General features: G+C 71.8%; 17 protein-coding genes and 1 pseudogene. 10 read left to right on the top strand and 8 right to left on the bottom strand.

What is annotated here, in order from left to right; translation table 11 throughout:
* The first annotated feature begins 256 nt into the window (after nucleotides 1–256).
* The 4 genes from ACFF45_RS03900 to ACFF45_RS03885 all read left to right on the top strand — a co-directional run bounded on the left by ACFF45_RS03900 (nucleotide 257) and on the right by ACFF45_RS03885 (nucleotide 6,821).
* Nucleotides 257–4,057 (top strand): multifunctional oxoglutarate decarboxylase/oxoglutarate dehydrogenase thiamine pyrophosphate-binding subunit/dihydrolipoyllysine-residue succinyltransferase subunit, encoded by a 3,801-nt coding sequence (locus tag ACFF45_RS03900; protein ID WP_381341868.1) that lies wholly within the window; start codon nucleotides 257–259, stop codon nucleotides 4,055–4,057.
* Between the two features lie 197 nt (nucleotides 4,058–4,254).
* Nucleotides 4,255–4,434, top strand: a complete 180-nt coding sequence (locus ACFF45_RS03895; RefSeq protein ID WP_003992906.1) for a DUF6104 family protein — start codon at nucleotides 4,255–4,257, stop codon at nucleotides 4,432–4,434.
* A gap of 394 nt (nucleotides 4,435–4,828) precedes the next feature.
* Nucleotides 4,829–5,776, top strand: coding sequence for a DUF4097 family beta strand repeat-containing protein (locus tag ACFF45_RS03890; protein ID WP_381341865.1), 948 nt, complete (start codon nucleotides 4,829–4,831; stop codon nucleotides 5,774–5,776).
* Nucleotide 5,777: 1 nt separating this feature from the next.
* Nucleotides 5,778–6,821 carry a PadR family transcriptional regulator gene (locus tag ACFF45_RS03885; RefSeq protein WP_381341863.1) on the top strand — a complete coding sequence of 348 codons (1,044 nt, stop codon included), beginning with the start codon at nucleotides 5,778–5,780 and terminating at the stop codon, nucleotides 6,819–6,821.
* Nucleotides 6,822–6,915: 94 nt separating this feature from the next.
* On the opposite strand, the gene ACFF45_RS03880 is transcribed toward ACFF45_RS03885, so the two are convergent.
* Nucleotides 6,916–7,881, bottom strand: a complete 966-nt coding sequence (locus ACFF45_RS03880; protein ID WP_381341861.1) for a zinc-binding dehydrogenase — start codon at nucleotides 7,879–7,881, stop codon at nucleotides 6,916–6,918.
* Between the two features lie 207 nt (nucleotides 7,882–8,088).
* Nucleotides 8,089–9,312 carry an NAD(P)-dependent malic enzyme gene (locus ACFF45_RS03875; protein ID WP_381341858.1) on the bottom strand — a complete coding sequence of 408 codons (1,224 nt, stop codon included), beginning with the start codon at nucleotides 9,310–9,312 and terminating at the stop codon, nucleotides 8,089–8,091.
* 551 nt (nucleotides 9,313–9,863) lie between these two features.
* Between ACFF45_RS03875 and ACFF45_RS03870 the strand changes: the two genes are divergently transcribed.
* The 3 genes from ACFF45_RS03870 to ACFF45_RS03860 all read left to right on the top strand — a co-directional run bounded on the left by ACFF45_RS03870 (nucleotide 9,864) and on the right by ACFF45_RS03860 (nucleotide 12,794).
* Nucleotides 9,864–10,835, top strand: coding sequence for an ABC transporter substrate-binding protein (locus ACFF45_RS03870; RefSeq protein WP_381341855.1), 972 nt, complete (start codon nucleotides 9,864–9,866; stop codon nucleotides 10,833–10,835).
* A 37-nt stretch (nucleotides 10,836–10,872) separates the two neighbouring features.
* The gene (locus ACFF45_RS03865; protein WP_381341852.1) at nucleotides 10,873–11,814 is read left to right on the top strand and encodes an amino acid ABC transporter permease; all 942 of its coding nucleotides are present in this window, start codon (nucleotides 10,873–10,875) and stop codon (nucleotides 11,812–11,814) included.
* Nucleotides 11,815–12,041: 227 nt separating this feature from the next.
* A complete protein-coding gene (locus tag ACFF45_RS03860; RefSeq protein WP_381342060.1) occupies nucleotides 12,042–12,794 on the top strand; it encodes an amino acid ABC transporter ATP-binding protein in 753 nt (250 codons plus the stop codon).
* Between the two features lie 58 nt (nucleotides 12,795–12,852).
* Here ACFF45_RS03860 and ACFF45_RS03855 read toward each other — a convergent pair whose 3' ends face one another.
* The gene (locus ACFF45_RS03855) at nucleotides 12,853–13,611 is read right to left on the bottom strand and encodes a class I SAM-dependent methyltransferase (RefSeq protein WP_381341849.1); all 759 of its coding nucleotides are present in this window, start codon (nucleotides 13,609–13,611) and stop codon (nucleotides 12,853–12,855) included.
* Nucleotides 13,612–13,711: 100 nt separating this feature from the next.
* Between ACFF45_RS03855 and ACFF45_RS03850 the strand changes: the two genes are divergently transcribed.
* On the top strand, nucleotides 13,712–14,341 hold the full coding sequence (locus ACFF45_RS03850; protein ID WP_381341846.1) for a CGNR zinc finger domain-containing protein: 630 nt from the start codon (nucleotides 13,712–13,714) through the stop codon (nucleotides 14,339–14,341).
* Here the strand turns inward: ACFF45_RS03850 and sodX are convergent.
* Complete coding sequence (gene sodX / locus ACFF45_RS03845; protein ID WP_381341844.1) at nucleotides 14,245–14,679, bottom strand: nickel-type superoxide dismutase maturation protease; 435 nt, start codon at nucleotides 14,677–14,679, stop codon at nucleotides 14,245–14,247. The two genes, ACFF45_RS03850 and sodX, sit on opposite strands and share 97 nt — an antisense overlap.
* A 151-nt stretch (nucleotides 14,680–14,830) precedes the next feature.
* Between sodX and sodN the strand changes: the two genes are divergently transcribed.
* Both sodN and ACFF45_RS03835 read left to right on the top strand, forming a co-directional pair.
* Nucleotides 14,831–15,226 carry a superoxide dismutase, Ni gene (sodN, locus tag ACFF45_RS03840; protein ID WP_004983535.1) on the top strand — a complete coding sequence of 132 codons (396 nt, stop codon included), beginning with the start codon at nucleotides 14,831–14,833 and terminating at the stop codon, nucleotides 15,224–15,226.
* Between the two features lie 182 nt (nucleotides 15,227–15,408).
* Entirely contained in the window at nucleotides 15,409–16,143 is a 735-nt protein-coding gene (locus ACFF45_RS03835; protein ID WP_381341841.1) for a VOC family protein, read from the top strand.
* On the opposite strand, the gene ACFF45_RS03830 is transcribed toward ACFF45_RS03835, so the two are convergent.
* The 4 genes and pseudogenes from ACFF45_RS03830 to ACFF45_RS03815 form a co-directional block, all read right to left on the bottom strand.
* Nucleotides 16,130–16,324: a hypothetical protein gene (locus tag ACFF45_RS03830; RefSeq protein ID WP_381341839.1), complete on the bottom strand. Its 195-nt coding sequence runs from the start codon at nucleotides 16,322–16,324 to the stop codon at nucleotides 16,130–16,132. The genes ACFF45_RS03835 and ACFF45_RS03830 overlap by 14 nt on opposite strands.
* Nucleotides 16,325–16,523: 199 nt before the next feature.
* Entirely contained in the window at nucleotides 16,524–16,811 is a 288-nt protein-coding gene (locus ACFF45_RS03825) for a hypothetical protein (protein ID WP_381341836.1), read from the bottom strand.
* Nucleotides 16,812–16,840: 29 nt separating this feature from the next.
* Nucleotides 16,841–17,256, bottom strand: a pseudogene (locus ACFF45_RS03820) (dihydrofolate reductase family protein); the annotation flags it as partial.
* 186 nt (nucleotides 17,257–17,442) lie between these two features.
* Nucleotides 17,443–18,591, bottom strand: coding sequence for a family 2 encapsulin nanocompartment cargo protein polyprenyl transferase (locus tag ACFF45_RS03815; protein WP_381341833.1), 1,149 nt, complete (start codon nucleotides 18,589–18,591; stop codon nucleotides 17,443–17,445).
* Nucleotides 18,592–18,653 lie beyond the last annotated feature (62 nt).

The following is an 18,653-nucleotide window of genomic DNA, read 5'->3' as shown; positions in this document are numbered from 1 at the left end:
GATCCACGGGCGTCCGCGCAGTCGGACACGTGTGATCAGCCACAGGCCCGCGTCGCGTGCGCGCCGGGTCGCGCTGGCCGCATCCCTTTAACCGTGCAACCGCGCTTGTTTCCCGCCATTTCAAGCCCCGAAACGCGCCCTCCGATGTGACTTACACGACGATGAACGGGCCCGACCTCACCTTCTCGGTCATGGAGGCGTAGCCTTTATTCCCGCTGTCCATAACCTTGTGAAGCGGAAGAGGGCGGTTGCCGCCGTGTCGCCACAGTCCCCCAGTAACGCATCGAGTGCCTCGACCGACGCAGACCAAGCGGGCAAGAATCCCGCTGCCGCGTTCGGTCCGAACGAGTGGCTCGTCGACGAGATCTATCAGCAGTACCTCCAGGACCCGAATTCGGTAGACCGCGCCTGGTGGGACTTCTTCGCCGACTACAAGCCGGGGGCGGCCGCCACCCCGGCACCGGCGGCTGCCGAGGCCGCGGGGGCCGCGGAGACCACCAGCAGGGCTCAGGCTCCCGCCCAGGCCGCTCCGGCTCCCGCCCAGGCGGCCCCGGCCGCCGCGGCGGCCCCGAAGCCCGCCGCGGCCGCTCCTGCCCCGGCCAAGGCCCCGGCTCCCGCCCCGGCCGCCGCCAAGCCGCAGCCGAAGCAGCAGCCGAAGGCCGCCGCCGAGCCGGCCGCCGAGGCCCCGCAGGGCCCGGAGCTGATCACGCTGCGCGGCCCGGCCGCCGCCGTCGCGAAGAACATGAACGCCTCGCTGGAACTGCCGACCGCCACCTCGGTCCGCGCGGTCCCGGTGAAGCTGCTCTTCGACAACCGCATCGTCATCAACAACCACCTCAAGCGGGCCCGGGGCGGGAAGATCTCCTTCACGCACCTCATCGGCTACGCGATGGTGCAGGCCATCAAGGCCATGCCGGCGATGAACTGGTCGTTCGGCGAGAAGGACGGCAAGCCGACCCTGGTCAAGCCGCCGCACGTCAACCTCGGCCTCGCCATCGACCTGGTCAAGCCGAACGGCGACCGCCAGCTGGTCGTCGCGGCGATCAAGAAGGCCGAGACGCTGAACTTCTTCGAGTTCTGGCAGGCCTACGAGGACATCGTCCGCCGCGCCCGCGACGGCAAGCTGACGATGGACGACTTCACCGGCGTCACGGTCTCCCTGACCAACCCCGGCGGCCTCGGCACGGTCCACTCCGTGCCGCGTCTGATGCCCGGCCAGTCGGTGATCATGGGCGTCGGCTCCATGGACTACCCCGCGGAGTTCCAGGGCACCTCCCAGGACACCCTGAACAAGCTCGGCGTCTCGAAGGTCATGACGCTCACGTCGACCTACGACCACCGGGTGATCCAGGGCGCCGCCTCCGGCGAGTTCCTCCGCCAGGTCGCCAACCTGCTGCTCGGCGAGAACGACTTCTACGACGGCATCTTCGAGGCGCTGCGCATCCCCTACGAGCCGGTCCGCTGGCTCAAGGACATCGACGCCTCCCACGACGACGACGTCACCAAGGCCGCCCGGGTCTTCGAGCTGATCCACTCCTACCGGGTCCGCGGCCACGTCATGGCCGACACCGACCCGCTGGAGTACCAGCAGCGCAAGCACCCCGACCTGGACATCACCGAGCACGGTCTCACCCTGTGGGACCTGGAGCGCGAGTTCGCCGTCGGCGGCTTCGCCGGCAAGTCGATGATGAAGCTGCGCGACATCCTCGGCGTGCTGCGCGACTCGTACTGCCGCACCACCGGCATCGAGTTCATGCACATCCAGGATCCCAAGCAGCGCAAGTGGATCCAGGACCGCGTGGAGCGCCCGCACGCCAAGCCGGAGCGCGAGGAGCAGCTGCGCATCCTGCGCCGGCTGAACGCGGCGGAGGCCTTCGAGACCTTCCTGCAGACGAAGTACGTCGGCCAGAAGCGCTTCTCGCTGGAGGGCGGCGAGTCCGTCATCCCGCTGCTGGACGCGGTGCTGGACTCGGCCGCCGAGTCCCGTCTGGACGAGGTCGTCATCGGCATGGCCCACCGCGGCCGCCTGAACGTCCTCGCCAACATCGTCGGCAAGTCGTACGCGCAGATCTTCCGCGAGTTCGAGGGCAACCTCGACCCGAAGTCGATGCACGGCTCCGGCGACGTGAAGTACCACCTGGGCGCCGAGGGCACCTTCACCGGCCTGGACGGCGAGCAGATCAAGGTCGCCCTGGTCGCGAACCCCTCCCACCTGGAGGCGGTCGACCCGGTCCTGGAGGGCGTCGCCCGCGCCAAGCAGGACATCATCAACAAGGGCGGCACGGACTTCACCGTCCTGCCGGTGGCGATCCACGGCGACGCGGCCTTCGCGGGCCAGGGCGTGGTGGCCGAGACCCTGAACATGTCGCAGCTGCGCGGCTACCGCACCGGCGGCACGGTCCACATCGTCATCAACAACCAGGTCGGCTTCACCGCCGCCCCCGAGTCCTCCCGTTCGTCGATGTACGCGACGGACGTGGCGCGGATGATCGAGGCCCCGATCTTCCACGTGAACGGCGACGACCCGGAGGCCGTGGTCCGCGTCGCGCGGCTCGCCTTCGAGTTCCGCCAGGCGTTCAACAAGGACGTGGTGATCGACCTCATCTGCTACCGCCGCCGCGGTCACAACGAGTCGGACAACCCGGCCTTCACCCAGCCGCTGATGTACGACCTGATCGACAAGAAGCGCTCGGTGCGCAAGCTCTACACCGAGTCCCTGATCGGTCGCGGCGACATCACCCTGGAAGAAGCCGAGCAGGCGCTCCAGGACTACCAGGGCCAGCTGGAGAAGGTCTTCACCGAGGTCCGCGAGGCCACCTCGCAGCCGGCGACGGTCGCGACGCCGGACGCGCAGCCCGAGTTCCCGGTCGCCGTGAACACCGCCGTGTCCACGGAGATCGTCAAGCGGATCGCCGAGTCCCAGGTCAACATCCCCGACCACATCACCGTCCACCCGCGTCTGCTGCCGCAGCTCCAGCGCCGGGCGTCGATGGTCGAGGACGGCACGATCGACTGGGGCATGGGCGAGACCCTCGCCTTCGGCTCGCTGCTCCTGGAGGGCGTCCCGGTCCGCCTCGCGGGCCAGGACTCCCAGCGCGGCACCTTCGGCCAGCGGCACGCGGTCATCATCGACCGCAGCACCGGCGAGGAGTACACGCCGCTGCAGTACCTCTCCGAGGACCAGGCGCGGCTGAACGTCTACAACTCCCTGCTCTCCGAGTACGCGGCGATGGGCTTCGAGTACGGCTACTCGCTGGCCCGCCCGGACGCGCTGGTGCTGTGGGAGGCGCAGTTCGGCGACTTCGTCAACGGCGCGCAGACGGTCGTGGACGAGTTCATCTCGTCGGCGGAGCAGAAGTGGGGCCAGACCTCCGGCGTCACCCTGCTCCTCCCGCACGGCTACGAGGGCCAGGGCCCGGACCACTCGTCCGCGCGCCCGGAGCGGTTCCTCCAGCTCTGCGCCCAGAACAACATGACGGTCGCCATGCCGACCTCGCCGTCGAATCACTTCCACCTCCTGCGGTGGCAGGTGCACAACCCGCACCACAAGCCGCTGGTCGTCTTCACCCCGAAGTCGATGCTGCGCCTGAAGGCGGCCGCGTCGAAGGCGGAGGAGTTCACCACGGGCGGCTTCCGCCCGGTCATCGGCGACGCCTCGGTGGACCCGGCGGCGGTGCGCAAGGTCGTCTTCTGCGCGGGCAAGGTCTACTACGACCTGGAGGCCGAGCGGGTCAAGCGCGGCGTCACGGACACGGCGATCATCCGCATCGAGCGGCTGTACCCGCTGCCGGGTACCGAGCTCCAGGCGGAGATCAAGAAGTACCCGAACGCCGAGAAGTACCTGTGGGCCCAGGAGGAGCCGGCGAACCAGGGTGCCTGGCCGTTCATCGCCCTCAACCTGATCGACCACCTCGACCTGGCGGTCGGCGCGGACGTCCCGCACGGTGAGCGCCTGCGCCGCATCTCGCGCCCGCACTCCTCGTCCCCGGCCGTGGGTTCCGCCAAGCGGCACCAGGCGGAGCAGGAGCAGCTGGTACGGGAGGTCTTCGAGGCCTGAGCCGCCGAGCGACGGCCGGCTGCGTGAAGGCCCGGTCCCGGTTTCCCGGGGCCGGGCCTTCGGCGTGTGCCGAACCGTCGCGGGCCGTGCGGCGCCTGCCCTCCGCGGCACCCCGCACCAGTACGTAGGCTTGTTCCGCCACCACCGGCCCACCACCGGCACACCACCGGCACGTACGAACGCAGGAGAGCAGCACCATGTACTTCACCGACCGCGGCATCGAGGAGCTGGAAAAGCGGCGGGGCGAGGAAGAGGTCACCTTCGAGTGGCTCGCCGAGCAGCTGCGGACGTTCGTCGACCTGAACCCGGACTTCGAGGTGCCGGTGGAGCGGCTGGCGACGTGGCTGGCGCGGCTGGACGACGAGGACGACGAGTAGGCCCGGCGGGGCCGGCAGGACGAGCACGACGAGCAGGACCAGGAGGTCTCCTCCGCCGGTCCGCCGCGAGTGGGGACTGGGCGCCTTCGGGCGCCCTTCCGCGTTCCCCGGGGCCTGTTCGACTCTCCTGGAGCCGTTTCGCCTTTCCAGGGGCCCCTTCGCGCCTCCGGCGGCCCTTTCGCGCCTCTGGGAGGGGCGAAAGTCGGCGTAATCACCGGAAAGAGTGTCTTGACTTCGGAGCACCACGATATATCGTGAATGAGGTCAGACGCGATATGGCGCGTAGCGGTCCGCCTGTCGCGGTTCCGCGTGTCACGGTCCGTGCATCCGGTCCGTGCATCCGGTCCGTGCATCCGGTCCGTGCGCGGCCCGGCAGGTCGAGGAGGTCAGTACCATGCCCGAATGGTCCGTCGCCGAGCCGCGGAAGCTCACCTTCGACGAACCCGTGAGCGAGCTCCAGGTACGCATCGTCAACGGAACGGTGAACGTGGTGGGCACCGACGAGGGTTCCGCCCGCCTGGAGGTCGGCGAGCTGGAGGGGCCGCCCCTCGTCGTCACCCTGCGGGACGGCACACTCACGGTGGCGTACGAGGACCTGCCCTGGAAGGGCTTCCTGAAGTGGCTCGACCGCAAGGGCTGGCGCCGCAGCGCCGAGGTGTCCCTGGCGGTCCCGGCGCACACGCACGTCGAGGTGGGCGTCGTCAGCGCCGCCGCCGTGGTCTCCGGGATCGAAGGGCGCGCCGAGGTCAGGGGCGTCTCCGGGGACACCACGCTCGTCGGGCTCGCGGGCCCGGTCCGCGCGGACACCGTCTCGGGGAGCGTGGAGGCCCAGGCACTCGGCGGCGACCTGCGCTTCCACTCCGTCTCCGGGGACCTGACCGTGGTCGAGGGCGCGGGCTCCTCGGTCCGGGCCGACTCGGTCAGCGGCTCGATGATCGTCGACCTGGACCCGACCGGCGGGCCCAGCGACGTCGGCCTGACCAGCGTCTCGGGCGAGATCGCCATCCGGCTGCCGCACCCGGCGGACGCGGAGGTGGAGGCCAACACCGCGAGCGGTGCCGTCTCCAACGCGTTCGAGGACCTCCGCGTCACCGGCCAGTGGGGCGCCAAGCGGATCACCGGCCGGCTCGGCGCGGGCAACGGCCGGCTGAAGGCCACGACCGTCTCCGGTTCGATCGCCCTGCTGCGCCGCCCGCCCGCCGAGGACGACGGGCCCCGGCCCGGCCCGGCGGACGGGCCGCGGAACACCTCGGGGGACCATGCGCATTCCGGTCCGGGGGGCGAGGACACCACGCCGACCAGCGCCCCGGCCGGTGGCACGACCGACAAGAAGGTGCTCTGACATGCCCCCCGTCTTCGCTCACGGCCGCCTCCGCCTCTACTTGCTCAAGCTGCTCGACGAGGCCCCGCGACACGGTTACGAGGTGATCCGCCTTCTGGAGGAGCGCTTCCAGGGGCTGTACGCGCCGTCGGCGGGCACCGTCTACCCGCGCCTGGCCAAGCTGGAGGCCGAAGGCCTGGTCACCCACACCACCGAGGGCGGCCGCAAGGTGTACGCCATCACGGACGCCGGACGCGCCGAGCTGGCCGACCGCAGCGGCGAGCTGGCCGACCTGGAGCTGGAGATCCGCGAGTCGGTGGCGGAGCTGGCCGCGGAGATCCGGGCCGACGTCCGGGGCGCGGCGGGCGATCTGCGGCGCGAGATGCGGGCGGCGATGACCGAGGCCCGCAAGGAGGGCCCGGTCGACGGCGACGCCGGGGACTTCGGCGAGTACGCCGACCAGGAGGCGTGGCGCGCCGCGAAGGAGGAGATGCGGCGGGTCAAGCAGGAGTGGAAGGAGCAGGCCAGGCGCGCCAAGGACGAGAGCCGCCGGGCCCGCGAGGAGGCGCAGCGGGCGCGGCGCCAGGCCAAGGAGGCGCAGGACCGGGCCCGGGCGCAGGCGCAGGAGGAGGTGCAGCGCATCGCCCAGCGGGTGCAGGAGCAGGTGCAGGACCACTTCGCGCGGGGCGACTGGCCGACGGGGCTGCGCGAGGGACTGACGGAACTGGCCAAGGAGTTCGGCGAGTTCGGGAAGGGCTTCGGCAAGGAGTTCGGCAAGGACTTCGGCTTCGGCCGCGGCGGAGCGACCGGGCCGGCACCGGCACCGGAGCACTCGGCCACTGCGGAGGACTTCCCGGCCGCGTACGAGCCGGGCTGGTCCCACGACGACTCCACCACCGGCGACCCGGCCCGCGACCTGGACCGTCTCCTCGACCGCTTCCGCGACGACATCCGCGACGCGGCCCGCGACCACGGGGTGACGCCCGAGCAGCTGCGGGACGCCCGCCGCCATCTGTCGACGGCGGCGGCACACATCGGGGCGCTGCTGAGGACTCCGAAGGCGTAGACACGCGGAACGCCGCCCGCCCGGGGAGCGAGCCACCCGGGCGGGCGGTCAGGGCGAGCGGACCGGCCGCCGCCGTACGGACCGACGCGCCGCGTCAGCCGTTGCTGAGCACGATCTTGCCGAACTGCCCGCCCGACGCCATCCGTTCGAAGCCCTCCCGGGCCCGGTCCATCGGCAGCACCTCGTCGATGACGGGGCGCACACCGGCAGCGGCGCAGAAGGACAGCAGGTCCTCCAGCTCGTCCTTGGTGCCCATCGTGGAACCGACGACCTTCAGCTCCAGGAAGAAGATCCGGGTCAGTTCGGCGTGGGAGGGCCGGTCACCGCTCGTGGCGCCGGAGATCACGACCGTGCCGCCGGGACGCAGCGACTTCACCGAGTGCGACCAGGTGGCGGCTCCGACGGTCTCGATGACGGCGTCGACGCGCTGCGGCAACCGCGCCCCCGGCTCCACCGCCTCCACCGCGCCCAGCTCCACGGCGCGCCTGCGCTTGGCCTCGTCCCGGCTGGTCGCGAAGACGCGCAGCCCGGCGGCCTTGCCGAGCACGATCGCGGCCGTGGCGACACCGCCGCCGGCCCCCTGCACCAGCACCGAGTCACCGGGACGCACGCCGGCGTTGGTGAAGAGCATGCGGTACGCCGTCAGCCAGGCGGTCGGCAGACAGGCGGCCTCCTCGAAGGAGAGCTCCTTGGGCTTGGGCAGGAGGTTCCAGGTCGGTACGGCGACCCGGTCGGCGAACGTGCCCTGGTAGCGCTCGGTGAGGATGGAACGGGGTTCCTCGGGGCCGACCCCGTGCCCCGTCTGGCCGATGACGGAGTGCAGGACGACCTCGTTGCCGTCCTCGTCGACCCCGGCGGCGTCACAGCCGAGGATCATCGGCAGGGTCTCCTCGGCGAGGCCCACCCCGCGCAGGGACCAGAGGTCGTGATGGTTGAGGGAGGCGGCCTTGACGTCGACGAGACTCCAGCCGGGCCTGGCCTCGGGGGCGGGGCGCTCCCCCGACTCCAGGCCGCTGAGCGGCTCGTCGCGGTCGATTCGGGCGGCGTAGACAGCGAACATGCAGCCGACGATAGGTTCCGGGAGGGGCCGGCGGAACGCCGGGGGCCTGTGAGACACACCCTCTTGCCAGGGAACACACCCGCCTGCAACCTCCGAGGGGCCGCGGGGCACCGCGCGACCGGCCCACGACCAACCGGCACCGGGCCACGCCCCCGTGGCCCCGAGGGAACGGCCCCGCCCAGACGGACGGGGCCATCCGGGCGAACGTCAGCGGCGGGCGACGCCCTCCGCCCGCGCCGCCGCGGCGACGGCTGCGGTGACCGCGGGTGCCACCCGCTCGTCGAACGGCGACGGAATGACGTAGTCCGCGGCGAGGGCGTCACCGACCACGCCCGCCAGCGCCTCGGCCGCCGCGATCTTCATGCCCTCGGTGATCCGGGACGCCCGCACCTGCAGCGCGCCGGCGAAGATGCCCGGGAACGCCAGCACGTTGTTGATCTGGTTGGGGAAGTCCGACCGGCCCGTCGCGACGACCGCCGCGTACTTGTGCGCCACCTCGGGGTGCACCTCGGGGTTCGGGTTGGCCATGGCGAAGACGAACGCGCCCTCGGCCATGGAGGCGACGGCCTCCTCCGGCACCGTACCGCCGGAGACGCCGATGAAGACGTCCGCGCCCGCCAGCGCCGCCTCCAGCGACCCCGAGAGCCCGGCCTTGTTGGTGAACCCGGCGAGGTCCCGCTTGACCGACGTCAGGTCCTCCCGGTCGGCGGAGACGACGCCCTTGCGGTCGGCGACCGCGACGTCCCCGATCCCGGCCTCGACCAGCATCTTCGCGATCGCGACACCGGCCGCGCCCGCACCCGAGATGACCGCCCGCAGATCGGCGAGCGTCCTGCCGGTCAGCCGCGCGGCGTTGCGCAGGGCCGCCAGCGTCACGACCGCCGTGCCGTGCTGGTCGTCGTGGAAGATCGGGATGTCCAGCCGCTCCTGGAGCCGGCGCTCGATCTCGAAGCACCGCGGCGCCGAGATGTCCTCCAGGTTCACCCCGCCGAAGGACGGCGCGAGGCGGACCACGGTCTCCACGATCTCGTCCACGTCCGTGCAGGCGAGCGCGATCGGCACCGCGTCCACCCCGCCGAACTGCTTGAACAGGATCGCCTTGCCCTCCATCACCGGGAGGGAGGCCTCGGGGCCGATGTCCCCGAGTCCGAGCACCGCCGTACCGTCGGTCACGACGGCGACGACGGACGATTTCCACGTGTAGTCGTGGACGAGTTCCGGCTGCTCGGCGATCGCGGTGCACACCTTCGCGACGCCGGGCGTGTACGCCAGGGACAGGTCGTCCTTGTCACGGACCGGCACGGTGGCCTGCACGGCCATCTTGCCGCCGCGGTGCAGCGCGAACGCCGGATCGAAGGATTCGAGGGGCTCTGCCCCTCCCTCCTGATCCGTACGGCTGTCGCTGCGAGGATTGACGATCTCCGCTGCCACTTTGTCTGACCCCTTAATGATCTGGTTTGAGGGTGGGTCCACTCCTGGTGAGGAGTGGGCGGGCACCGCGTACGGCCCAGGGGAGTGAGGCGTTCGGGCACCTACGCGACGGGCGCGCCGCACACGCGCCCTGAGCCCCGGATGAGGGGTGTAAAGAACCTTCTTACCGGACGGAGGACGTCGCCGACGAGTCCATAACGGGAAGATCACATGCCAGTGGGACGACTCATGACCGAATATGGGGACAAGAACCCGTCAAACCCTTGACAAAGCCGCAATGGACGCCGCACACCGGCTTCCGTGCATCCACATCCTGAGACGCACCGCAGATCTTGCGGCCGGAACGGCATATTCCCGTAAGAGGTGCGGTCGCGATGTCCCGGAGTAGTCCGTTTCGGGGGTCGCCCGTTATCCGATTTTGACATGACGGGTCGCCTGAACGGTCGAGTCCGAATGGCAAGATGCCGTAATCACACAAGGTCGCGACACCCGAAGCCGTGTGTTCTCGTCGACCCATCGGCAACTCCACCCATCCGCCGGAGGAACCCACCATGACCGCACGCACCACCCGTCGTACGACCGCCAAGCGCACCCGGCTGGCCGCGGTCGGCTCGATCGCGGTCGCAGGCACCCTGCTTCTCACCGGCTGCGGTGACCAGACGAAGGACGAGGGCTCCGAGGGCGGGGCCAGCGCCGCCACCGGCGCGGCCCCCCTCGCCGACAGGCTCCCGCAGGCCATCCGCGACAAGGGCGTCATCCGGGTCGGCTCGGACATCGCGTACGCGCCGGTCGAGTACAAGGACGACTCCGGCAGGACCGTGGGCATCGACCCGGACATCGCCGCGGCGATGGGCAAGCAGCTCGGGGTGGAGTTCGAGTTCCAGAACGCCACCTTCGACACCCTCATCGGCGGTATAGCCGCCAAGCGGTACGACGTCGCCATGTCGGCGATGACCGACACCAAGCCGCGCCAGGAAGGCATCGACAGCGAGACCGGCAAGAAGGTCGGCGCCGGCGTCGACTTCGTGGACTACTTCACCGCGGGTGTCTCCCTCTACACCAACGCGGGCGACACCAAGGGGATCAAGACCTGGGACGACCTGTGCGGCCGGACGATGGCCGTGCAGCGCAACACCTTCTCCCACGACCTCGCCAGGGACCAGGCGAAGAAGTGCACGGACGCCGGGAAGAAGACCCTGAGGATCGAGGACTTCGCCACCAACCCCGAGGCCGAGACCCGCATGCGCTCCAAGGGCGCCGACGTCGTCTCCGCCGACTTCCCGATCGCCGCGTACTCGGTGAAGAACGCGGGCGGCGGCACGTACTTCGAGATCGTCGGCGACCAGGTCGAGGCCGGCCCGTACGGCATCGCCGTGGCCAAGGACAACACGCAGCTGCGGGACGCCCTGCAGGCCGCCGTCCAGGCGATCATCGACAACGGCGAGTACGAGGAGATCGTGAAGAAGTGGGGCGTCGAGGACGGCGCGATCACCGAGGCCAGGATCAACGGCGGCGGTTCCTGACCGCTTTGCGGCCCCACTCCCCTGAAAGGCACCACCCGTGACTGTTGACGTCAACAAGACGGACGGTCCCGCCGACCCGGCGCCCGCCGCCGGACCGGAGGCCATCCAGGCCGTTCCGGTCCGGCACCCGTGGCGCTACGTGTCCGCGGTCGTCGCCCTCGCGCTGCTGGGCTCCGTCGTCTACGCCTTCGCGCAAGGCAGGATCAACTGGGGCGCCGTCCCCGAGTACTTCTTCGACGACCGGATCATGGACGGCGTCGTGAACACCCTGCTGCTCACCGTGCTCTCCATGGCGATCGGCATCGTGGGCGGCATCCTGCTCGCGGTCATGCGCCTGTCGAAGAACCCGGTGACCTCCTCGATCGCGTGGTTCTACATCTGGTTCTTCCGCGGCACCCCGGTCCTGGTCCAGCTCTTCGTCTGGTTCAACCTGGGCCTGGTCTTCGAGTACATCAACCTCGGCCCGATCTACAAGGACTACTGGTCCTCGTTCATGACGCCGCTGCTGACGGCGCTGCTCGGCCTCGGCCTCAACGAGGCCGCGTACATGGCGGAGATCTGCCGCGCCGGCCTGCTCTCCGTCGACGAGGGCCAGACCGAGGCGTCGCACGCGCTGGGCATGAGCCACGCCAAGACCCTGCGCCGGATCGTGATCCCGCAGGCCATGCGCGTGATCGTGCCGCCGACGGGCAACGAGGTCATCAACATGCTGAAGACCACGTCGCTGGTCTCGGCGGTGCAGTTCCTCGACCTGTTCAAGGCGGCCCAGGACATCGGCCAGAACGCCGGCTCGGTGGTGGAGATGTACTTCCTCGCCGCCGCCTGGTACCTGATCATGACGTCCGTCCTCAGCGTGGGCCAGTACTACGTCGAGCGGTACTACGCGCGCGGATCCTCGCGCACCCTGCCTCCCACGCCGCTCCAGCGCCTCAAGGCAGCCGTCCTGCCCGCTCGCCGCCCGAAGGAGGTCACGGCATGACGGACGTGACGCAGCAGCAGCCGGAGGAACCGAAGGCCGCCGAACCGAAGGCGCAGACGCCGAAGGCGGAGGAACCGAAGGCCGCCGAACCGAACGGGGAGACGCCGAAGGCCGCACGGCCCGAGGCCGCCGAGCCGAAGGCCGAGACGCCGGAGAAGGCCACCACGGCCGCGCAGCCCGAGAAGGCCGAGACCCCGGCCGAGCCGGCCACCTCGGCCGACGTGCCGATGGTCAAGGCCGAGGGCGTGCACAAGTCCTTCGGTCACGTCGAGGTCCTCAAGGGCATCGACCTGGAGGTGAGGAAGGGCGAGGTCTTCTGCCTCATCGGCCCCTCCGGCTCCGGCAAGTCGACCTTCCTGCGGTGCATCAACCACCTGGAGAAGATCAACGCCGGACGGCTGTACGTCGACGGCGAGCTGGTCGGCTACCGCCAGAAGGGCGACAAGCTCTACGAGCTGAAGGACAGCGAGGTCGCGCTGAAGCGCCGGGACATCGGCATGGTCTTCCAGCGCTTCAACCTGTTCCCGCACATGACGGCCGTCGAGAACGTCATGGAGGCCCCGGTCCAGGTCAAGGGCGTGAGCCGGGCGCAGGCCAGGGAGCGCGCGATGCAACTCCTGGAGCGCGTGGGCCTGGCCGACAAGGCCGGGAACTACCCCTCGCAGCTCTCCGGCGGCCAGCAGCAGCGCGTGGCCATCGCCCGGGCGCTGGCCATGGACCCGAAGCTGATGCTGTTCGACGAGCCGACCTCGGCGCTCGACCCGGAGCTGGTCGGCGACGTGCTGGACGTCATGCGCGACCTCGCCGAGTCCGGCATGACCATGGTCGTCGTCACCCACGAGATGGGCTTCGCCCGCGAGGTCGGCGACAGCCTGGTCTTCATGGACGGCGGTGTGGTCGTCGAGTCCGGCGACCCGCGGGAGGTGCTGACGAACCCGCGGCACGAGCGGACGCAGGCGTTCCTGTCCAAGGTGCTGTAGCGCCGGCACGCGGCGAGGGGCGGTACGGGAGTCCCGTACCGCCCCTCGGTGCTGCGCCCTACTTGAGCGCGAGCAGCAGCGTGTCCGACGGCGAGCACCACACCGGGCGGGCCTCGGCGAAGCCCTTCTCGCGCAGCACACGCGCGTGCCACGCGGCGGAGGGCATGTCGCCGTCGGCGTGCTCGCCGTAGATCTCGAAGCGCCGGGCGGTCGGCTCGGCGAGCACCGGGTCCTGCGCGGCGACCTGCCACCACTCGGCCCAGTCGAGGGCGCCGCCGGCCTTGGCCTCGTCCATGCGGGCGTGCCGCCGGGCGCGTTCGGCCGCGTTGATCCGGGGCGTGGTGTCGTCGATCATGTGGTCCGCGTTCAGGAAGACACCGCCGTCCCGGACCAGCCCCGCGACCTGGCCGTAGAGGGCGGCGAGGGGTTCGCTGCGGAACCAGTGCAGGGCGGTCGCGGTCAGGACGGCGTCGTACGCGTCGTGCGGCAGCTCCGCCGGCCAGTCGGGGTCCTTGAGGTCGGCCGTGACCAGGGTGACCCGGTCGTCGCCGGCGAAGGTGCCCTCGGCGATGGCGAGCAGGGCCGGGTCGAGGTCGACACCGGTGCTGGTGGCCTCGGGGAAGCGGGCCAGGAGCCGCGCGGAGATGGTGCCGGTGCCGCAGGCGAGGTCGAGGACGCGGGGGGCGCGGCCGACCAGCGCCTCGACCATGTCGAGCATGACCCGGAACCGCTCCTCGCGGTCCGGCATGTACCACTCCTGCTGCCGGTCCCAGCTCTCCTGCCAGGCGTTCCAGTCGGTGCCGGTGCTCGTGGCCATGGAAACCCCCTTCGTACGCCCTCGCGTAATACCCTGGAAGCACGATCGGCTGTTACGCGACCGCGGACACGACCATAGAGCCCATCCGTAAGGACTACAAGTGGAACTGGCCTATTACTCGGACTATGCCGTACGTCTCGTCAACAGCGAGGAGCCGGCCCGGGGCAAGGACACACTGGCCTCGGTCGAGGCCGTCCGGGAGCTGTTCGGCGCGAACCAGTCGGCGGCCCGCCGCGCGACCGACGCGGACGTGACGCGGTTCCGCTCGGTCCGGGCCCGGCTGCGCGCGGTCTTCGAGGCCGCCGACGGCGGCGACGAGACGCTCGCCGTGGACCTGCTGAACTCCCTGCTGCTGGAGTTCCCGGTCAGCCCCCAGATCTCCGGCCACGACGTCCGGGACGACGACGGCCGCCCCCTGTGGCACATGCACCTCGCGGACCACCCGTCGAACGCGACCGCGGGCTACGCGGCCATCGCGGCGATGGGCCTGGCCTTCCACCTCACCGAGTACGGCGTGGACCGCCTGGGCCTGTGCGAGGCGTCGCCGTGCCGCAACGCCTACGTGGACACGTCCACCAACCGCTCGCGGCGCTACTGCTCCGACCGCTGCGCCACCCGCGCCAACGTGGCCGCCTACCGGGCCCGCAAGCGCCTGGAGGCCGACCGGTCGCAGAAGACCGGCCTGGCGGCCGACAGCGCCCAGCGCAGCAGCGCCAGCGGCGAGCGCTGATCCGGCCTGCGCGGCCGGTAGCGGAACCGGACCCGGCCGAGGATCAGCTCGTCGGGGACCACCCCGTAGTCGGTGCTGTCCCCGCCGGCGTACGCGTTGTCGCCGAGCACCCACCAGCCGCCGTCGCGGCGCTGGGCCGCCCGCTTCACCACGAGCAGGTCCTGCTGGAAGGGGTGGCGCAGGACGACGACGTCGCCCGGCCTGACCCGGGCGCCGTAGCGCAGCAGCAGCCGGTCCCCGTGGTACAGCGTCGGCACCATGGACGGACCGGTCACCTCGGCCAGCCCGAAGGGCGGGACGCCCCGTTCGCGCTCGGTCTCCTGCGACAGCTCCGGCATCCCCGGCACCTCCCCGGTCCGATCCTCCACCCATCCCGGTCCCAGTCTCACCCCGGACTTTTGTCCTAAGCCCATGGGGGCACTCGCGAAAACGCGTCCGCCAGGGAGTAATGTCCCCCCTGAGAAGACGATCACGAGGAAGGAACGCTTCATGCTTTCCCGCCTGTTTGCCCCCAAGGTCAAGGTCAGCGCCCACTGCGACCTGCCCTGCGGCGTGTACGACCCGGCCCAGGCCCGCATCGAGGCGGAGTCGGTGAAGGCCGTCCAGGAGAAGATGGCCGGCAACGACGACCCGCACTTCCAGGCTCGCGCCACCGTCATCAAGGAGCAGCGCGCCGAGCTGGCCAAGCACCACGTCTCGGTGCTCTGGAGCGACTACTTCAAGCCCCCGCACTTCGAGAAGTACCCGGAGCTGCACCAGCTGGTCAACGACACCCTGAAGGCCCTCTCGGCCGCCAAGGCGTCCACCGACCCGGCCACCGGCCAGAAGGCCCTGGACTACATCGCCCAGATCGACAAGATCTTCTGGGAGACCAAGAAGGCCTGACGCCTCGCACCCGGCCGGCGGTCGGTGCACCACCGCCAGTCACGTGCAGGAAGGGGCCCGGCCGCGTCGGCGGCCGGGCCTCTTCGGCGTTTCCCGCAGACGCCGGCCCTCCCCGGCCCGCCCCGCCGTCCCGCCCGGTCCGCGCGCGTCCACGGCTGCGGCGCGCGGCCTACGATCACGCCATGACGATCCGCTGGACGTACGCCTTCATCGACCGCCCGGCCCGGCTCGCGCCGGTCGCCGAGGAGTTCTGGACCGCCGTCACGGACACCCGGCTCTCCCCGCGCCGGGGTGAGTTCGTCACCCTGCTGCCCGCCGACGGGGCGGACCCCTGCGTGAAGGTCCAAGGCGTCGGCTCCGGCCCCGGTGGCGCGCATCTCGACTTCGCCGTGGACGACGTGGACGGGTTCATCGCGTCGGCGCGGCGGGCGGGGACCCGGACGGTCGCCCGGCACGAGGGGTGGGCCGTCCTGCGGTCGCCCGCCGGCCAGCTGTTCTGCGCGGTGCCCTGGCACGGCGAGTCGGTCCGGCCGCCCGTCGTCCGCGGCAGCCGGCTCGATCAGGTGTGCGTCGACGTGCCGCCGTCGTCGTACGACGCCGAAGTCGCGTTCTGGAGCGGGCTGCCGGCCGGCTGGTCGTCCCGGCCCGGTTCGCTCCCGGAATTCCACGTGGTCGAGCCGCCGCCCGGAGGGCCGGTCCGGGTGCTGCTCCAGCGCCTGGGCACCGAGCAGCCGCTGACCGCCCACCTCGACGTGGCCTGCGCGGACATCGCCGCGACCCGGGCCGCGCACGAGCGGCTGGGGGCCACGGTCGTCTCGCACGGCGCCCACTGGTCGGTGCTGCGCGACCCGGCGGGCGGCACGTACTGCCTGACCGGCCGGGACCCGGGGACGGGCGGGCTGCCTACTCCCGCGTGACGATGCAGGCGTGGTCGTGCAGGCCGTCCTCGGTGGGCAGCGGCGTCGGCGGCAGGCACGCGGTGTCCCCGTCCGGCCGGAGCAGCGGTGCCGGGGTCGATCTCTCCCAGCGGTTCGGTCCCGTCGGCTCGGCCGACTCCTGAAGCACCAGCGTCAGCCCACCCCCGACGGCCACCGTCACGGCCCACACCCCCATGGCCCACCGCCGTGCACCGCGACGCCCGCCCCGGCCTGCCTCCGTCGTCGCGCCCGCCCCTCTCCGCGCACCGCCCGCTCGGGGTCACGCTGACGCCTCGGGTACGCGGCAGGGCCCCGGCCCCGTCGGTGCGACGCGTCGGTGCCGCCCGGCCGAGGTCGCCGGCGGCCACCGGGGTCTCTTCTCAGGACTTCTTCGCCACGGTCCCGTTGCCGGCGGACGTGCCGGCCCCGGACTCACGGTGAGTCCCGGTCTCGTCCTGCTGCGTACCGGACGTGTCCTGCTGCGTACCGGGCGTCATGGGCCGCTGTTCCCCGGACCCGGCGCCCTCCGCGGTGGACGCCTTGCACCTGGGGTTGCGGCAGGGCCCGGCCACCCACACCGGGACCCACGCGCCCAGCGTCTTGTGGCGCCGGACGACCGTGTCGACGGGCTGTCCGCACTCGGGACAGACATGGTGTGCGCTGTCCATGCCCCCAGCGTAGAGCGGACGGCGGCTCCGCGCTTCCTGCTGTACGTCCCCGCACGAGGACGCCGTTGCCGAAGGCGCGCACGGAGTCCGGGGCGAACTCGCCGACCGCGAAGCCGGAGCCGGACATCGGCATGCCGCTGCCCGGCACGATCGGGTATGTCCTGACGACCGGCTCGTCGGTCTCGTCGACCGGCTCGCCCGCGAGCCGGGACCCCCGCGGAGATACACGTCGAACTCACTGTCCTCGGCCTTCGGCTCGCGGACCCGGCCGGCCGGGGTCCTCCCCGACGACCTCGACCTCGGGGTCGGGCGACCGGGCTGAGGGCGCGCGAGGCGACGTACCGGCGCAGATGGGGATACGGGCTGGTGACGCCCCGCTTCGGGGCCAGGCCGCAGCCGGCGCGGCCCTGGTGGTCGTGTCGAACCGCCGGTTCGGCGGGTCGTCGGTGGTCCCGTCCCGCCCCGGCGGAGGTGAGACAGGCGGTTCCGCATGTCCCGGCGACGGCGGAGGCGGACCCCGCGCCCTGTGCGGATGCGCGGGACCCGCCGGAGCCGGTGCCGGCCGAGGGCGTACGGGGTCAGGAACCGTACGCCCGGCCGGCACCGGCGTTCCTCCGTGGTGCGGCGGCGCTCAGGTGCTGCGCCGCGTCACGAACTCGGCGAGGGAGAGCAGCCCGCCCGCCGCCTCCGGGTCGGGGATCGCGCGGGACAGTTCCTGCATCGCCCGCGCCATCCGCTCGGACGCCTGGACCTGCGCCCAGTCCCGGCCGCCCGCCCGCTCCACGGCCAGCACCGTGGGCTCCAGGTCCCCGCCCTCGTACGGCACCGCGTACAGCGCGGCGAGTTCGGCGGCCGCCGGTGTCCCGGAGGTCAGCGCGGCGACCACCGGCAGGGACTTCTTGCGGGCGGCGAGGTCCGCCCCGGCCGGCTTGCCGGTACGGCTCGGGTCGCCCCATATGCCGATGACGTCGTCGATGAGCTGGAAGGCGAGCCCGGCCTCCCGGCCGAACGCGTCCAGCGCCTCGACGTCGGCCGCGGCCGCGCCCGCGTACAGCCCGCCGAGCGCGCACGCGCACCCGAGCAGCGCCCCGGTCTTGGCCTCGGCCATGACGAGCACCTCGTCCAGACCGACCTCCGAGGGGCCGCGCCGCTCCAGCGCGGTGTCGGCCTGCTGGCCCTCGCACAGCTCCACGACGCAGGCCGCGAGCCGGGCGGCGGCGGCCGCGGACGCCGGGTGCGGGTCCTCCGCGAGCAACCGCAGGGCGACCGCCTGAAGGGCGTCCCCGGCGAGGATCGCGTCGGTGTCGCCGAACACCGTCCACGCCGTGGGCCGGTGCCGGCGGGTGGTGTCCCGGTCCATCACGTCGTCGTGCAGCAGCGTGAAGTTGTGCACCAGCTCCACCGCCGCGGCCGCCCGCACGGCACCCGCCTGCGCCCGGGGACCGCCGAGCGCGGCCGCCGCGGCGAGGACGAGCGCCGGCCGGATCGCCTTGCCGGCGTTGCCGGCCGCGGGGGTGCCGTCGGCGTGCTCCCAGCCGAAGTGGTAGCGCGCGACCCGGCGCATCGCACGGGGCAGTGCGTCCACCGCCGAGCGCAGCTCCGGGTCGACCATCGCCCGCGCCTGCTCCAGGATCACCGCCGCCTCGGGGCCGTCGAGCGGCCCCGGCCCGCCGTCCGCCCGGGTGGCGCCTGACGGGGTGGCCAGGGGCTGGGCGGGCAGGGCCGGGGCGGTGGCCCCGGGCCCGGACTGGGTCGTCGTCTCGGTCACGGACTCGGTCATGGGATCGAGGTCCCCCCTGGGAGAGTCTGCGGACAGCGGCGCTTCCGCTCCGGCCGGGCGCA

The organism is Streptomyces cinereospinus, from assembly GCF_042430725.1.
GTDB lineage: Bacteria > Actinomycetota > Actinomycetes > Streptomycetales > Streptomycetaceae > Streptomyces > Streptomyces cinereospinus.
Note: the sequence above shows the minus strand (reverse complement) of the source record. Positions and strands in the feature narration are given on the sequence as shown.

What these genes read in the sequence shown, in the direction of transcription:
- ACFF45_RS03895 (WP_003992906.1), top strand. Translation starts at nt 4,255, where the DNA reads ATGTACTTCACCGACCGCGGCATCGAGGAGCTGGAAAAGCGGCGGGGC.
- ACFF45_RS03890 (WP_381341865.1), top strand. Translation starts at nt 4,829, where the DNA reads ATGCCCGAATGGTCCGTCGCCGAGCCGCGGAAGCTCACCTTCGACGAA.
- ACFF45_RS03885 (WP_381341863.1), top strand. Translation starts at nt 5,778, where the DNA reads ATGCCCCCCGTCTTCGCTCACGGCCGCCTCCGCCTCTACTTGCTCAAG.
- ACFF45_RS03880 (WP_381341861.1), bottom strand. Translation starts at nt 7,881, where the DNA reads ATGTTCGCTGTCTACGCCGCCCGAATCGACCGCGACGAGCCGCTCAGC.
- ACFF45_RS03870 (WP_381341855.1), top strand. Translation starts at nt 9,864, where the DNA reads ATGACCGCACGCACCACCCGTCGTACGACCGCCAAGCGCACCCGGCTG.
- ACFF45_RS03860 (WP_381342060.1), top strand. Translation starts at nt 12,042, where the DNA reads ATGGTCAAGGCCGAGGGCGTGCACAAGTCCTTCGGTCACGTCGAGGTC.
- ACFF45_RS03855 (WP_381341849.1), bottom strand. Translation starts at nt 13,611, where the DNA reads ATGGCCACGAGCACCGGCACCGACTGGAACGCCTGGCAGGAGAGCTGG.
- sodX (WP_381341844.1), bottom strand. Translation starts at nt 14,679, where the DNA reads ATGCCGGAGCTGTCGCAGGAGACCGAGCGCGAACGGGGCGTCCCGCCC.
- sodN (WP_004983535.1), top strand. Translation starts at nt 14,831, where the DNA reads ATGCTTTCCCGCCTGTTTGCCCCCAAGGTCAAGGTCAGCGCCCACTGC.
- ACFF45_RS03835 (WP_381341841.1), top strand. Translation starts at nt 15,409, where the DNA reads ATGACGATCCGCTGGACGTACGCCTTCATCGACCGCCCGGCCCGGCTC.
- ACFF45_RS03825 (WP_381341836.1), bottom strand. Translation starts at nt 16,811, where the DNA reads ATGGACAGCGCACACCATGTCTGTCCCGAGTGCGGACAGCCCGTCGAC.
- ACFF45_RS03815 (WP_381341833.1), bottom strand. Translation starts at nt 18,591, where the DNA reads ATGACCGAGTCCGTGACCGAGACGACGACCCAGTCCGGGCCCGGGGCC.